This window comes from Saccharopolyspora sp. NPDC002376, from assembly GCF_053593195.1.
This window is the reverse complement of the sequence record NZ_JBSFBZ010000007.1, coordinates 1-15218: the sequence shown is the minus strand read 5'-3', so window position 1 is coordinate 15218 and position 15218 is coordinate 1. Positions and strand designations below refer to the sequence as shown.

12 protein-coding genes and 1 pseudogene are annotated in these 15218 nt (G+C 69.2%); 8 read left to right on the top strand and 5 right to left on the bottom strand.

The features are described 5' to 3' along the window. Positions 1 to 151: 151 nt before the first annotated feature. On the bottom strand, positions 152 to 1270 hold the full coding sequence (locus tag ACWCO2_RS07505; protein ID WP_450126876.1) for an NADH:flavin oxidoreductase: 1119 nt from the start codon (positions 1268 to 1270) through the stop codon (positions 152 to 154). Positions 1271 to 1366: 96 nt separating this feature from the next. Here ACWCO2_RS07505 and ACWCO2_RS07500 point away from each other — a divergent pair, with 96 nt between their 5' ends. After that, positions 1367 to 1858, top strand: a complete 492-nt coding sequence (locus ACWCO2_RS07500; RefSeq protein WP_450126875.1) for an RrF2 family transcriptional regulator — start codon at positions 1367 to 1369, stop codon at positions 1856 to 1858. 140 nt (positions 1859 to 1998) lie between these two features. On the opposite strand, the gene ACWCO2_RS07495 is transcribed toward ACWCO2_RS07500, so the two are convergent. Further along, positions 1999 to 2136 (bottom strand): hypothetical protein, encoded by a 138-nt coding sequence (locus tag ACWCO2_RS07495; RefSeq protein WP_450126874.1) that lies wholly within the window; start codon positions 2134 to 2136, stop codon positions 1999 to 2001. A gap of 3 nt (positions 2137 to 2139) precedes the next feature. Here ACWCO2_RS07495 and ACWCO2_RS07490 point away from each other — a divergent pair. Beyond that, positions 2140 to 2388: pseudogene (locus ACWCO2_RS07490) on the top strand (MFS transporter); the annotation flags it as partial. A gap of 47 nt (positions 2389 to 2435) precedes the next feature. After that, entirely contained in the window at positions 2436 to 2576 is a 141-nt protein-coding gene (locus ACWCO2_RS07485) for a hypothetical protein (RefSeq protein WP_450126873.1), read from the top strand. Between the two features lie 72 nt (positions 2577 to 2648). Here ACWCO2_RS07485 and ACWCO2_RS07480 read toward each other — a convergent pair whose 3' ends face one another. Then, the gene (locus ACWCO2_RS07480; RefSeq protein WP_450126872.1) at positions 2649 to 3764 is read right to left on the bottom strand and encodes an oxidoreductase; all 1116 of its coding nucleotides are present in this window, start codon (positions 3762 to 3764) and stop codon (positions 2649 to 2651) included. Positions 3765 to 3908: 144 nt separating this feature from the next. Between ACWCO2_RS07480 and ACWCO2_RS07475 the strand changes: the two genes are divergently transcribed. Together ACWCO2_RS07475 and ACWCO2_RS07470 are read left to right on the top strand one after the other, a co-directional pair. After that, positions 3909 to 4277 carry a winged helix-turn-helix transcriptional regulator gene (locus ACWCO2_RS07475; protein WP_450126871.1) on the top strand — a complete coding sequence of 123 codons (369 nt, stop codon included), beginning with the start codon at positions 3909 to 3911 and terminating at the stop codon, positions 4275 to 4277. A gap of 264 nt (positions 4278 to 4541) precedes the next feature. Next, a complete protein-coding gene (locus ACWCO2_RS07470; RefSeq protein ID WP_450126870.1) occupies positions 4542 to 10031 on the top strand; it encodes an ATP-binding protein in 5490 nt (1829 codons plus the stop codon). Positions 10032 to 10102: 71 nt separating this feature from the next. Here the strand turns inward: ACWCO2_RS07470 and ACWCO2_RS07465 are convergent, their stop codons facing one another. Together ACWCO2_RS07465 and ACWCO2_RS07460 are read right to left on the bottom strand one after the other, a co-directional pair. Beyond that, a complete protein-coding gene (locus ACWCO2_RS07465) occupies positions 10103 to 10945 on the bottom strand; it encodes an SAM-dependent methyltransferase (RefSeq protein WP_450126869.1) in 843 nt (280 codons plus the stop codon). Positions 10946 to 11030: 85 nt separating this feature from the next. Continuing rightward, on the bottom strand, positions 11031 to 11735 hold the full coding sequence (locus tag ACWCO2_RS07460) for a MerR family transcriptional regulator (protein ID WP_450127007.1): 705 nt from the start codon (positions 11733 to 11735) through the stop codon (positions 11031 to 11033). A 113-nt stretch (positions 11736 to 11848) separates the two neighbouring features. Here ACWCO2_RS07460 and ACWCO2_RS07455 point away from each other — a divergent pair, with 113 nt between their 5' ends. From ACWCO2_RS07455 to ACWCO2_RS07445, 3 genes are all read left to right on the top strand, one after another. Continuing rightward, a complete protein-coding gene (locus tag ACWCO2_RS07455; protein WP_450126868.1) occupies positions 11849 to 12100 on the top strand; it encodes a hypothetical protein in 252 nt (83 codons plus the stop codon). Beyond that, complete coding sequence (locus ACWCO2_RS07450; RefSeq protein ID WP_450126867.1) at positions 12101 to 13066, top strand: erythromycin esterase family protein; 966 nt, start codon at positions 12101 to 12103, stop codon at positions 13064 to 13066. 271 nt (positions 13067 to 13337) lie between these two features. Beyond that, on the top strand, positions 13338 to 14984 hold the full coding sequence (locus ACWCO2_RS07445) for an ABC-F family ATP-binding cassette domain-containing protein (RefSeq protein WP_450126866.1): 1647 nt from the start codon (positions 13338 to 13340) through the stop codon (positions 14982 to 14984). Positions 14985 to 15218 lie beyond the last annotated feature (234 nt).

The window sequence follows — 15218 nt, the reverse complement described above, 5'->3', positions numbered from 1 at the left end:
CACCGGAGCCACCATCAACCGGTCACTGATCGCCTACGGCCACGAGCACCGACTTCACGGGATCACTCGTCCAGGACTTGAGCCGCGGGGCCCACGTCGCGCCGGCGGCTCGGACGGTGAGTCGGTGGCGTGACGTGGACCCCGCAGCTGGTCAGTGCAGGGAGTCGATTGCTGCTTTGCTGTACGGGGTCAGGTCGGTCAAGCGGTTGTTGAGGACCTTGGTCGGCCACTCGGGGTCGGCGAGGAGGGCTCGGCCGACTGCGACGAGGTCGAACTCGTCCTGTTCCAGGCGGTCGAGGAGTTGGTCGACGTTGTCCACGGCTGCGCTCGCTCCGGTCAGCGAGCCCGGTTCGAAGACCTTGTTCAGGCCGACCGAGCCGACGGTGATGACCGGCTTGCCGGTGACCTTCTTCGTCCAGCCCGCGATGTTGAGCTCGGAACCGGAGTCGGGGAACTCCGGCTGCCAGTAGCGGCGGCCGGAGGCGTGGAAGGCGTCCACTCCGGCGTCCGCCAGCGGGGTGAGCAGGGTTTCCAGCTCGCCGGGGTTCTCGGCCAGTCGGACGTCGTAGTTGGCGGACTTCCACTGGGAGAAGCGCAGCACGACGGGGAAGTCCGGGGCGACCTTCTCCCGGACCGCGGCCACGATGTCCGCGGCGAACTTGGTGCGGGAGACCAGATCGCCGCCGTAGGCGTCGGTGCGCTGGTTGGTGCGCTCCCACAAGAACTGGTCGATGAGGTAGCCGTGCGCGCCGTGCAGCTCCACGCCATCGAAGCCGATGCGCTCGGCCGCCTGCGCGGCGTCGGCGAAAGCGCGGATGACGTCGTCGATGTCAGCGAGGGTCATTGTGGTGCCAGCATTGGGCGTGCCGTCCAGCGCGATCCCGGACGGTCCCGTGGAGGGGGCTGAGGGGAACGGCGGTGCTCCGGCGGGGCGCTGGATGCCGACGTGCCAGAGCTGCGGCATGATCTTGCCGCCCTGCGCGTGCACGGCCTCCACGACCCGGGCCCAGCCGGCGAGCTGCTGCTCACCGTGGAAGCGGGGGACGCCGTCGCTGAACCCGGCGGACGGGTGATCGACGGTGGTGCCCTCGGTGATGATCAGGCCGGTGCCTGCTGCGGCGCGGCGGGCGTAGTACGCGGCCACGTCCTCCCCGGGCACACCGCCCGGGGAGTGCTGGCGGGTCATCGGAGCCATGACGATGCGGTTCGGCAGCGTTGCTGAACCCAACGTGAACGGGCGGGACAGTAGTTGAGCTGCGCGGCTGCTCACCGTTTCGGTCTCCTGTCAGGCATGCCGAGATAAACTGTGCAAATCAAGGGTACAGTTCGCAGACCAAACTGCAACAGTGAGAGTTGCTATTCTGGGTTGGGTAAGATCGCCGCTGATCTGCGGGCGGAGGTGGAGACCGTGCTGGACATCCGGTTCTCCCGCGCGCTGAAGGTGATGCTGTTCCTCGCGCTCGCCGATCAGGACGATCCCGCCGCGCAGAGCTCGGCCCAGCTGGCCCGCGGCCTGAACACCAACCCGAGCCTGGTCCGCAAACTCCTGGTCCCGCTGGTCAACGCCGGACTCGTCGTATGTGCGAAAGGCCGCGCCGGGGGAGCGAGGCTGGGCAGGCCGGCGGACCGCATCACGCTGGCGGAGATCTACCGCTGCGCGGTCGGCGACAAACCCCTGTGGGCCTGTTCGCCGAACGGCGAGCAGGAGGCCTGCCTGGTCAGCGCGCACGCCAGCGACTACTTCGCCGCCCTCACCGCCGAAGCGGAACAAGCAGTGCTCGCCTCCCTCGGCGACCGAACCCTCGCCGACAGCGTCCGCGAGCTCCGCGACCTGGAGGAGCAGCACGGCTCGGCCTGATCGCTGCGCGAATCCCGGGCGAATGAAGACCCCGCGGAACCGATCTGCGAGAAGACCGGTTCACGACAGGGGTCTCATAGTCCGGTGTGGACTGTCTGAGTACGCCTCGAGTCCGCGCGGAGATTCGTCGGCGGCTGGGATTAGCCGAGCGCGTACACCTGGCCGGTTTGACCGCCTTCGATCGAGCGGACGTAGGCCCGGGCGACCTCGGCGACGTCGATCGGGCGGATGTCAGGGGAGAAGTCCTCCACGTCGCGGTTCCAACGCTGTCCCAGCACTTCATGCCCAGCGCATCGCAACTGTTGTGGATGGTCGACAGCTACCTGCTGACGGTGGCGGCCTTCCTCGTTACCTGCGGAATGCTGAGCGATCGCATCGGGCGCAGGAAGGTGTTGCTCGGCGGTTTCGCCGTGTTCAGACTGGCTTCCCTCGGGGCGGCTTTTGCCACCACACCGGCGATGCTGATCTCCTTCCGCGCCGTGCTCGGGTTCGGCGCGGCCATGCTCGCGGCCGCAACGGTGGCCATCATCCGCGTCGTCTTCCCGGACGATCGGGAACGCGGGTCCGCGATCGGGGTGTGGTCGGCGAGCGCGGTTCGATCTCCCCGTCGCACCTCGTCGTCGGCGTGGTGGCGGTGGCGCTGCTGGTCGCGTTCGTGCTGCGGCAGCGCCGGATCCGGGATCCGCCCTGGGGATCGTCATCCTCGGTACGGCGTTGAGCGTGATCTACCGCAACACGCTGCAACCGGTGGCAGGAGTCGCCTCCGCGCTGGGGACGGGCGGTTCGACGGTCAGTGCAGGACCACTCCGCCCCAGGCTGCCTGGCTGGCGAGGGTGACGTCCGGTTCGAGCATCGCGCGGTCGAACTCCCGGATCTCGCCACCGGCCACCAGACGGGGCCAATCGGGGTTGGCCAGCGCGCCGCGTCCCAGCGCTACCAGGTCGGCTTCTCCCGCAGCGAGCACGGATTCCGCTCTTGCGAGCTCGTGCATCCCTCCGTTGGCGATCACGGGCAGACCGGTGACGTCCTTGGCCAGCCGGGTGATGGTCGTGCCGGAGTCGAGCGCGGCACCGTCGGCCCAGTCCCTGCCCTCGCTGGCGAGGTGGACGTAGTCGGCACCCGCGGCGGCCACGGCGCCGAAGATCACTTCCGCTTCGCGGGCGCCGCCGGGCCAGCGGTAGTCGAAGTCGTTGACCTTGGTCTGCGACAGCCGGATGCCCACCGGGAAATCCGGCCCCGCGGCGGAGCGGACCGTCCCGAGCACTTCGGCGGCGAAGCGCGCTCGGTTCACCGCCGATCCGCCGTACCGGTCCTCCCGGAGATTGGTGTAGGCGGTGAGGAACTGATCGATGAGATAGCCGTTCGCGCCGTGCACCTCCACGCCGTCGAACCCGGCTTCGCGTGCTCGGGCGGCAGCTGCGGCGAAACCGGCGACGGCCTGGGAGATCTCGTCCGCGGTCGCCTCGCGCGGGGTCTGGAAAGGCCCGGACCCGCCGCCGTACGCAGGCATCTTGGCCCCTTTGGGGGCGACGGCCGAAGGCGCGATCGTCGTCGTCCGGTACCGGTTGTGCTGGGACAGAGCGCCCGCGTGCATGAGCTGCAGCACGATCCGGCCTCCAGCGTCGTGCACCGCGCGCACGACCTCGCGCCAGCCCGCGACGTGCGCGGCGGAGGTGATGCCCGGCTGGTCCGGATACGCCTGGCTGTGCTGCTCGTCGGTGTAGGTGCCTTCGGTGGTGATCAACCCGAATCCGCCGCATGCGAACTCCGCGTAGTAGTCGGCCATGCGCGCGGTCGGCACCCCATCTCCGGCGGTGCTGACCCTGGACATCGGGGCGACGACCGCTCGGTTGGGCAGTTCGGTCCGACCGATCCGCACCGGGGTCAGGGCGGGGTGAAGCGACATTCGTTCCTCGTTTCCGTGAAGGGAGATCGCGGTGCTGCCGGGTGCGGCTCTCCGCTGCTCGCGTGACGAGAACGATCCTGCGTGCGACGCATGCGCAGGTGCAAGTACGGTCTTCAATGTGCCGTAGTGTCGATTTGTATACCAATGGAGGTGGTCGTCGTGCGTGAAAGCGTTTCGGAGATGCCGGAGTACTGCACCGTCGAGACGGCGATGGAGGTCGTCGGGGGCAAGTGGAAGATGGCGATCCTCAAGCACCTCATCGCCGGGCCGCAGCGGTTCGGGGAGCTCCGGCGGGCGCTGCCATCGGTCACCCAGCGGATGCTGACCCGCCAGCTGCGCGAGCTCGAGGCGGACGGCGTCGTGCTCCGCACGGTGTACCCGCAGGTGCCACCGAAGGTGGAGTACAGCCTGACCGGGATCGGGAAGAGCCTGGAGGACCTCATCCACCGGCTCGAGGAGTGGGGCGCGTGGTACCGGGAGCAAGACGTTCCGGGACGGGCGGCGGAAGCATGAGGCGGCGAGGGCTGCCCGGTTGATCTCCGTGCGTGGCCTGGTGGTTGCGGGCGGTGCACCTCGGGTGGTGCGCTGGGGCGTTGGTCGGGTTGGCGCGGGGGCGAGAGCGGGGTTTTTGGTGAGACCCTACAAATCTTGGTCTTGAATGCTGGCGCGTCGCTCCTCACGCTGCCGGGCGCTATCAGGCAGTGTTGAGGTCACGTTCGGCGACGTTTCCGCACCAGGGGCCGTCGCCTTTCTCGTGCGCAGAAGATGTGAGGCTCGGTGTTCAGTCGTATCGCCATCGTGAACAGGGGAGAGGCCGCTGTGCGGCTGATCCACGCCGTCCGGGAGGTCAACGCCGAGGGCTCGGCGCGGATCGAGACGGTCGCGCTCCACACCGACGTGGACGCCACCTCCACCTTCGTTCGAGAGGCCGATATCGGCTACTGCCTCGGCCCGGCGTCCGCGCGTCCCTACCTGGACCTCGACGTGCTGGAACGCGCCCTGCGCGAGACCGGCGTCGACGCGGTGTGGGTCGGCTGGGGCTTCGTGGCCGAGGACCCCGCGTTCGCCGAGCTCTGCGAGAAGCTGGGCGTGACCTTCATCGGCCCGAGCCCCGAGGCCATGCGCCGGCTCGGTGACAAGATCGGGGCGAAGCTGCTCGCCGAGGAGGCCGGGGTTCCGGTGGCGCCCTGGAGTCGTGGTGCTGTCGAGGACCTCGACGGCGCGCTGAAGGCGGCCAAGGAGATCGGCTTCCCGCTGATGCTCAAGGCGACCGCCGGTGGTGGTGGGCGCGGTATCCGGGTCATCCACTCCGACGCGGAGTTGGAGGAGGCCTACGAACGCACCAGCCTCGAAGCCGAGCGCGCGTTCGGCAGCGGTGTGCTGTTCCTCGAGCGGTTGGTCACCGGCGCCCGGCACGTCGAGGTCCAGGTGATCGCTGACGGACAGGGCACGGCCTGGGCGCTGGGTGTGCGGGACTGCTCGGTGCAGCGCCGCAACCAGAAGATCATCGAGGAATCGGCTTCGCCGGTGCTCGGCGCTGAGCAGGTGCGTGAGCTCAAGGCCGCTGCCGAGCGGCTGGCGCTGGCCGCCGACTACCGCGGTGCCGGGACCGTCGAGTTCCTGTACCAGCCCGCCGAGGAGCTGTTCGCCTTCCTCGAGGTCAACACCCGGCTGCAGGTGGAGCACCCGATCACCGAGGCGACCACCGGCATGGACCTGGTCAAGGCCCAGTTGCACGTGGCGTCGGGTGGCAAGCTCGAGGGCGAGGTCCCGGCCGAGATCGGGCACGCGGTCGAGGCGCGGCTCAACGCCGAGGACCCGGACCGCGACTTCGCGCCCGCGCCCGGCCGGATCTCCCTGCTCGACCTGCCAGCCGGTCCCGGCATCCGGGTCGACACCGGTGTCAGCGAGGGCGACACCATCCCCGCCGACTTCGACTCGATGATCGCCAAGATCATCGCCTACGGCCGCAACCGCGACGAGGCGCTCGGCCGCCTGCGGCGCGCGCTCGCCCAGACGACCGTGATCATCGAGGGCGGCACCACCAACAAGAGCTTCCTGCTCGACCTGCTCGACGAGCCCGAGGTCATCGACGGCAGCGCCGACACCGGCTGGATCGACCGGGTTCGCGACGAGGGCCGCCTGGTCTGCGACAGCGGTTCCGGGATCGCCCTGGCTGCGGCGGCCATCGAGGCCTACGAGGACGAGGCGCAGGTGGAGCTGCAGCGGCTGCTGTCCACCGCGCACGGCGGTCGACCGCAGGTCCAGCACGAGGGCGGCCGCGCGATCGACCTCAAGCTGCGCGGCGTCGGCTACCGCGTGCTGGTCGCCCAGGTCGGCCCGCAGCGCTACCGCGTCGGCTTCGCCAACGGCGACGACGTGCGCATGGTCGACGCCGAGCTCGAGCGGTTCGACGCCGCCACCGGCCAGCTGATCGTCAACGGGCAGCGGTTCCGGCTGGTCACCAGCACGCACGGCCCCATTCACCTGGTCGAGGTGGACGGCGTGACGCACCGGATCAGCCGCGACGAGGGCGGCGTGCTCCGCTCGCAGTCGCCGGCGCTCGTGGTCGCCACGCCGCTGGAGGTCGGTGCCGAGGTCGAGGCCGGGGCACCGGTGCTCGTCCTGGAAGCCATGAAGATGGAGACGGTGCTGCGCGCGCCGTTCCGCGCCAAGCTGCGCGAATGCCTGGTCTCGATCGGCAGTCAGGTGGAGACCGGTGCTCCGCTGCTGCGCCTGGAGCCGATCAGCGAGGACGACGACGAGTCCGCCAGCGCGGAGAGCTCCGCCGCAGAGGTCGAGCTGCCTGCCGAGCCCACCGGCGTCTCGGCGCAGGACCGCGTGCAGCGCGGGCTGCAGGACCTGCGCAGCCGCCTGCTCGGGTTCGACGTCGACCCGCACGACCAGCAGCGTGTTCTCGCCGACTACCTCGCCGCCCGGGCCGAGGTGACCGAGGACGGGGACCGGCCGCTGGCCGGCGAGGTCGACCTGCTGTGGGTCTTCGCCGACCTGTCGGAGCTGAGCCGGAACAAGCCCGCCGCGCAGGACTCCACCGCTGACATGCAGGTGCACAGCCCGCGCGAGTTCTTCCACACCTACCTGCAGAGCCTCGACGTCGAGCGGGCCGGGCTGCCCGAGACCTTCCAGAACCGGCTCACCAGGGTTGTCGGGCACTACGGGGTCAAGGACCTGGACCGGACCCCGGCACTGGAGGAAGCGGTCTTCCGCATCTTCCTGGCCCAGCAGCGGGCCGCCTCCGATGTGGTCGTGGTGACCAAGCTGCTGAAGCAGTGGCTGTCCGAGCCGGTGCCGCCGGCATCGGTGCGCGAGACCGTGGGCCACGCCCTGGAGCACCTGATCGTGGCGACCCAGGTGCGCTTCCCGGTCGTCGGCGACCTCGCCCGCAACGTGGTGTTCCGCTGGTTCGCGCAGCCGATGCTGCGCCGCACCCGCGCCGAGGTCTACGCCGACGTGCGCGGACACCTGCGCTACCTCGACGAGCACCCGGACGCCGCCGACCGCGCGGAGCGGATCGCCGCAATGGTCGCCAGCCCGGAACCGCTGGTTCGCCTGCTCGGCCAGCGGATCGGTCGCAACGGCTCGGACCACGGGCCGCTGCTGGAGGTGCTCAGCCGGCGCTACTACCGGGACCGGGCGTTGGAGGACGTCCAGTGCCGGCGGATCGGTGACCGCTCGCTGGTCACCGCCGAGTACGACCTGGACGGGCAGCGCCTGCAGCTGGTTGCCACGGCCGCTGAGTTCGCCGACCTCGGTGAAGCGGTCCGAGCCGTCGGCGAGGCGGCCAACGGTGCTGCCGAGCTGGTCGCGGACATCTACCTGACCTGGGACGACCAGCCCGCGGACGCCGACGCGGTCGCGGAGGCGCTGCGCGGTGCTCTGGCCGAGCTGCCGCTGCCGAGCAGCCTGCGGCGCGTGACGACCTCGGTGGCGGGGCGTCGCGGTTCGGCGATGCACCACCACTTCACCTTCCGCCCGAGCGAGGACGGGCTGGTCGAGGAGCGCATCATCCGCGGCCTGCACCCGCTGGTCGGCCAGCGGCTGCAGCTGCACCGGCTGGAGAACTTCGACATCACCCGGCTCCCGTCGGCCGACGAGGACGTGTACCTGTTCCGCTGCGTCGCGCCGGAGAACCCGGCCGACGAGCGCCTCGTCGCGATGGCCCAGATCCGCGACCTGACGCCGCTGCGCGATTCGGACGGCCGGGTCGCGGCCCTGCCAGCGGCCGAAGCGGTGCTGGACGCCTGCCTGGACGCGATCCGCCGAGTTCAGGCTCAGCGCCCGGCCAAGAAGCGGCTCGACGCCAACCGGATCGTGCTCTACGTGTGGCCGTCGATCGACATCTCCAAGGAAGCCCTCAACGCGGTGGTGGCGCGCGTGGCGCCGCGGACCGCGGGGGCCGGGCTGGAGGAAGTCCTCTACCTCGGTCGGCAGCGGGACGAGGAGACCGGAGAGCTCAGCGGCGTCGCGCTGCGGCTGTCCTACGGCGGCGGTGCTGGCCTGCAGATCGAGATGGCCGAACCGCCGACCGAGCCGATCCAGCCGCTGGACGACTACGGCCAGAAGGTGCTGCGCGCCCGGCGGCGCGGGAACGTCTACCCGTACAAGCTGATCGACGTGGTGGCCGGGGCCAGCGGCACGTTCGTCGAGTACGACCTGGACGACACCGGCGCCCTGGCGCCGGTCGACCGCCCGAAGGGCCTGAACAAGTCCGGCATCGTGCTCGGCATGGCCAGCACTCCGACCGAGCGCTACCCGGAGGGCGTCAAGCGGGTCGTGCTGCTGGGCGACCCGACCAAGGCGCTCGGCGCGCTGTCCGAGCCGGAGTGCTCGCGGGTGATCGCCGCCCTGGACCTCGCTGAGCGCGAGGGCGTTCCGGTGGAGTGGTACGCCCTGTCGGCGGGTGCCCGGATCTCGATGGACTCCGGCACCGAGAACATGGACTGGGTGGCCGCGGCGCTGAAGCGGATCGTGCACTTCACCCAGGACGGCGGTGAGATCAACATCGTGGTGGCCGGCATCAACGTGGGCGCCCAGCCGTACTGGAACGCCGAGGCCACGATGCTGATGCACACCAAGGGAATCCTGGTGATGACGCCGGATTCGGCGATGGTGCTCACCGGCAAGCAGTCGCTGGACTTCTCCGGCGGTGTGTCGGCGGAGGACAACTTCGGCATCGGCGGCTACGACCGGGTGATGGGCCCGAACGGGCAGGCCCAGTACTGGGCGGCCGACCTCGCCGGTGCCCGGCGGGTGCTGATGGGGCACTACGACCACACCTACGTCGTGCCAGGCGAGACCGGGCCGCGCCGGGCCCGTACGTCCGACCCTGCCGACCGCGACATCTCGAACTACCCGCACGCCGTGGTCGGCAGCGACTTCACCACGGTCGGCGAGATCTTCTCGGCGGCGACGAACCCGGATCGCAAGAAGCCGTTCGACATCCGGACGGTGATGCGGGCCGTCGCCGACCAGGACCACGCGGTGCTGGAGCGCTGGGCGGGCATGGCCGACGCGGAAACCGCCGTCGTGCAGGATGCGCACCTCGGTGGCCTGCCGGTCTGCCTGGTCGGGATCGAGTCGCGCTCGGTTCCGCGCCGGGGCTTCCCGCCCACCGACGGCCCGGACACCTACACCTCCGGCACGCTGTTCCCGCGGTCGTCGAAGAAGGTGGCGCGCGCGATCAACGCGGCCAGCGGGAACCGTCCACTGGTGGTGCTGGCGAACCTGTCCGGCTTCGACGGCTCGCCGGAGTCGATGCGCAAGCTGCAGCTGGAGTACGGCGCCGAGATCGGCCGCGCGGTGGTCAACTTCGAGGGCCCGATCGTGTTCTGCGTGATCTCGCGCTACCACGGCGGTGCGTTCGTGGTGTTCTCCAAGGCGCTGAACCCGAACATGACCGTGTTGGCGGTGGACGGCTCGTTCGCCTCGGTCATCGGCGGTGCTCCGGCGGCGGCCGTGGTCTTCGCCGGTGAGGTGAACGCGCGCACGGCGAAGGATCCGCGGGTGCAGGAGCTGGAGGCGCGGGTGTCGGGAGCTACCGACGTCGAGCGCGTCACGCTGGCCGACGAGCTGGCGGAGCTGCGGTCGTCGGTGCGGGCCGAGAAGCTCGGCGAGGTGGCCGCGGAGTTCGACTCGGTGCACAGCATCCAGCGCGCGGTCGAGGTCGGATCGGTGGACGCGATCGTCCAGCCGGAGCGGTTGCGGCCGGACATCATCGACGCCATCGAGCGCGGCCTGGAGAAGTAGGACTGACAACGCGCGAGCGACGAGGGGCAGTTGCTCCTCGTCGCTCGCGTCGTTTACTCCACTGTGTACGTTCAGCCGGTGGGCTTTCCGTCGAGGAAGCCGACCGCGCCCAGGACGTTCCCGCGGCGTGCTGCCGCGTCGTCGACCGGCTGGTCCGGGCGCCAGTACGCCGCGGGCACAACACCCGGTTCGACCAGCGTGTAGCCGGGGAAGAGCTCGGCGACCTCATCGGGGTTGCGGATGTGCATCTGCGGCGTCGAAGTAGAGGCGAGCAGTTCGCGCAGCTCGGCGATCTCCTGGTCGGTGCGGCTCAGCTGGGCGTTGTTGGAGACCGCCAGCGCGCTGCCCGGCGCGCAGGCGTCCCGGTAGCGGGCCACCAGCGCCGCGCCGTCGGGGCTCGGGATGATGTCGAGGATGCCGAAGGCCAGCACCGCGACCGGTCGGGAGAAGTCCAGCAGTCCGGTGACAGTGGGGGAGTTGAGCACCGCGTCGACATCGCAGACGTCTGCTTCGGTGACCGTCACCCGTTCGTCGTGGCCGAGCAGGTGCCGGGCGTGGTGGCAGGCGACGGCCTCCCAGTCCACGTAGGCCACGCGCGCCTCCGGGTTGTGCGCGTGCGCGATCTCGTGGACGTTGCCGACCGTCGGAACACCTGATCCCAGGTCGATGAACTGGTCGATCCCCGCCTCGATGGTCAGGAAGCGCACCGTGCGGCCGAGGAACCCGCGGTTGATGTAGCAGTAGTCCCGCTCCGTCGGGGCGAACTCCAGCGCCTTCTCCGCCGTTTCCCGGTCGATGGCGAAGTTCGCCGAACCGCCGAGCAGGTAGTCGTACATGCGGGCGATGTTGGGGTTGTCCAGGTCCGCGTGCGAGACCCTGGCCGCCAGCTCCGCATCTCGGAAGTTCTGATGCATGTCGCACACGGTAACTGCTCGAATCCCCTTCGAGGAGGGGCAACCGAACGGTCGGCACGAGGATGCCCCGAATGGCGGTGACCAGTCATCGCGACTGCTGCTGATCGAGCATGGCGAGGTAGGCGTCGAGCTGGGCGGCGCCGGTGAGGAGGTTGCGGCTGCGCGTGGTCAGCCGGTCCTGCCAGGAGTCGAGGAAGACGCTCAACGCTTCCGTTCCTCCAACCTCGCTTAGCGAATCGATGAACTGCGCGATCTGGTGCAGCAGATAGCCGCCCCGGCGCAGCTGCCGTGCGATCTCGGCGTCGCGCACGCAGTCCGGTCCGTATTCGCGGTAGTCCGTGGCTCTGTTGCGTTCGGGGCGCAGGATTCCCTCGGCTTCCCAGGTGCGCAGTGTCGCCGGATGCACGTCCAGCCGACGTGCGAGTTCGCCGACAGTCAGCGGTTGTCCTGTGAGAGGCGCCGGTGTCCTGGTGGACAGGACACCCAGGGCCGTCGCGACTTCGGTGCGGGTGTCGCGTTCGGTGAGCAGCGCGACGTGTGCGGCGTCGATCAGCCGGTAGGCGGACTCGGTGTCGCCGCGGTTGGTCGCGCGCATGATCTCCACCGCCTGCTGATGCCCGTGTCCGGCGCGCAACGCGAGGAAGGCGCGGAGGGCCTGGGCGTGCAGGGCTGTGTAGTGCCGGTATCCGGTCTCGCTGCGTTCGGTCGGCGGGAAGACGCCGGCGTCGTCGTAGTTGCGGATCGCCTGTGCGGACAGACCGTGCTCCCGGGCGAGGTCGATGGGTCGCAGCTTGCACCTCCGATTGAGGCTTGTATCCGGATTAGCCAGGTAAATCTTGTAGAAGTTTCACCCGAGTTTTCAACGATACGTTGGAGAGCAGTTCCTTCGAAAAGGGGTTGTTCATGTCCACTGCCGCATCTGCGCGTGCCATCGGCCGCCAACTCGACGACTCGGCAAGCCTGGGTCATGTTCTCGACGAGCTGCTCGCCGCGAGGGCGGAGCCGCCGACCTTGCTCGGCCTCGGCGAGCCGACTCATGGGATCGAGGCGTTCCCGTTGCTGCGCAACGAAATCCTGGGTCTCCTGGTCGAACGTGGATACCGGTCGATCGTGCTGGAGACCGATGTCTTCGCCGCTTCCGTTGTCGACGACTAGGTGAGCGGGGCTACGGCGAAGATCGACGACGTGCTGGCGACCGGGTTCAGCCACGGTTTCGGTGCTGTGCCGGGCAACCGCGAACTCGTCGAATGGCTCCGGGCACACAACGCCGACCGTGCACCGCAGGATCGGGTTCGCTTCCACGGCTTCGACGCGCCGGTGGAGTTCTCCGCTGCGCCGAGCCCGCGATGTGCGCTGACCTCGGTCAACGACTACCTGTCCGCGGCGCTGCGGCCCGAGTCTGTCCGCGACCTCGACGCGCTGCTCGGCGAGGACGCGGACTGGACGAACGAGGCGGCCATGTACGACCCGGCAGCGTCCGTCGGCGGCTCGGATCGCGCTCGTGCCTTGCGCATCGCCGCCGACGACCTCGCCAGCGCGCTGAGCCGCGCGGCACCGGCGCTGCGCCCCGCCGACCCGACCGGCTACGACCACGCCCTAGCGCACGCGCGCACCGCTCAGGGTCTGCTGCGCTATCACGCGGCCATGGCCAGCTCCGGGCCCGATCGCATCGCGACCTTGCTCAGCCTGCGCGCCGAGATGATGGCCGAGAACCTGCTCGCGATCGCGGCTGAGGAGCAGCAACGCGGGCCAAGCCTGGTGTTCGCGCACAACGTGCACCTCCAGCCGGCGCAGTCCCAAATGTCGGTCGGTGAGGACAACGTGAGCTGGGGGAGCGCTGGCTCGCTCGTGGGAATCGCGCTGGGCGAGCGGTACAGGTTCGTGGCAACCGACGCCAACCCCAACAGCGATCCGGACACCCTCCAGGGAGTGTTGGCCGAGGCGACCACTCGGCGTGCCCTGTTCCCGGCACCCGCTCTCCGCGCCGCGCTTGCCCCGTCGATCGGCGCGGGCGAACCGATCGTGCCCGGCCACATCCCTGTCACCCCGGCGGACTTGGACGGCGCTGATGCGGTCATCTTCGTCGCTGACACCGACGGGAAACGGCATGAGTTCTGGTGACCGCTCTCGGTTTTAATCGTTTGACGCTTCGTTCGGGACGGCGGTAACTTGGCTGAGCTTCTGTTGCCGTCGTGTTGGAGAAGGACGTTGTTCATCTGAGGTCCTGAGATGCCGTCTCGTCGTGGCTCGTGCTGAGCCCGACCGGTAGCGACCTCTGCGCTGTGAGCCGTCTTCCCACTCGTCTTCGGGTATCGACCTCCGCTGCACCGCTGTCGCTCGCGGCGTCTCGAACGTGTCCTGCACCGTTCGATTCGGACTTCGGGAGGTCCTCATGTCAACATCCCCGCATTCGCCCGTTACCGTGGGCATCAGCTGCGTCGGGCTCGAATTCGAGTGGCCGGACGGCGGCCGCGTCTTCAACGGTCTCCAAACAGCGTTCGGACCCGGCCGCACCGGGCTCATCGGGCTCAACGGCTCGGGTAAGTCCACGTTGCTCAAGCTGCTCGCCGGTGAGCTGACCGCTACCGGCGGCGTGGTCCGGGTGTCCGGCGAAGTCGGTTACCTGCCGCAGAACGTCGCGCTCGACACCGCGTTGCGCGTTGACGAAGTCCTGGGCATCGCCGGGGTTCGCGCGGCGCTGCGCGCCATCGGCTCAGGTGACGTGCGCGAGGAGCACTTCGCCGCGATCGGCGAGGCCTGGGATGTCGAAGAGCGTGCTTCGGCGGTTCTCGCCGGTCTCGGATTGGGGCACATCGGGCTCGACCGGACCATCGGTGAGGTTTCCGGTGGCGAGTCGGTGCTGTTGCGGCTGGCCGCGCTGCTGCTGGACCGGCCGGACGTCCTGCTGCTCGACGAGCCGACCAACAACCTCGACCTGCTCGCCCGGCGACGGCTGTGCTCGGCGGTCGCGGCGTGGTCCGGGGTGCTGGTCGTGGTCAGCCACGACCGCGAACTGCTGGCCGAGGTTGATCAGATCGCTGACCTTCGGGATGGCGAGATCAACTGGTACGGAGGTGATCTCGCCGCCTACGAGGAAGCTGTCGCGATCGAGCAGGAGGCGGCGCAGCGGATGGTGCGGGTCGCTGAAACCGATCTGCGCAGGCAGAAGCGCGAGCTCGCCGACGCGCACCTCAAGCTGGCCCGTCGCAAGCGGTACGGCCAGAAGATGTGGGACACCAAGCGCGAACCGAAGGTGGTGATGAGCCAGCGCAAGCGCGATGCCCAGGTGTCGGCCGGCAAGCACCGCATCATGCACGAGACGAAGCTCGCTGAGGCTCAGGAACGGCTGGTCGAGGCGGCGGAGGCGGTGCACGATGACGATGAGATCCGGGTTGACCTTCCTCGCACCGCGGTGCCGCCGGGACGCACTGTTCTGACCCTGCGTGACCTGCGCTTGCGTTACGGGGCGCGGGTATCGGGAGGGTTGGACCTGCATGGGGCGGAACGGATCGCGCTCGTCGGGCGGAACGGTGCTGGTAAGACGACGTTGTTGCGCACGATCGCCGAGGAGCTGGAACCGCTGGAAGGGAATGCGGTTGTGCACGTTCCGCTGCGGTTCTTGCCTCAACGGCTGGATGTGTTGGACGAGGGGTTGAGCGTCGCGGAGAACGTGGCGCGGTTCGCGCCTGGTTCGACCAACAACCAGATCCGGGCTCGCTTGGCTCGGTTCCTGTTCACCGGGGATCGGGCTGACAAGCAGGTGTCGATGCTGTCCGGTGGTGAGCGGTTCCGTGCGACCCTCGCTGCGCTCGTGCTCGCTGAGCCTGCGCCGCAGCTGCTCATGTTGGACGAGCCGACGAACAACCTGGACATGGCGAGCGCTCGGCAGCTGGTCGCGGCTTTGGAGTCTTACGGCGGGGCGTTGATCGTGGCCAGTCACGATGTGCCGTTCCTCGAGTCGATTGGTGTCACGCGGTGGCTTTTGCTCGACGGGGAGCTGCGCGAAACCACGCTGGAGGAGGTGTGGGGGATGACGTGAGTTCGGTGGACCGGCGAGAACGCGGAGAGGGCTATCGCATTGCGCGACAGCCCTCTCCGGATCGGTTGTTGCGTTACGCAGCCACTCGCTCGCGGTGGTCGGCGGTCGGTTCGACCGAGGTTCCCGAAGCTCCCGCTGTGCTGCGGAAGTTGCGGAGGCGGAGGCTGTTGGAGACCACGAACACGGAGCTGAAGGCCATGGCGGCTCCGGCGATCATGGGGTTGAGCAGTCCTG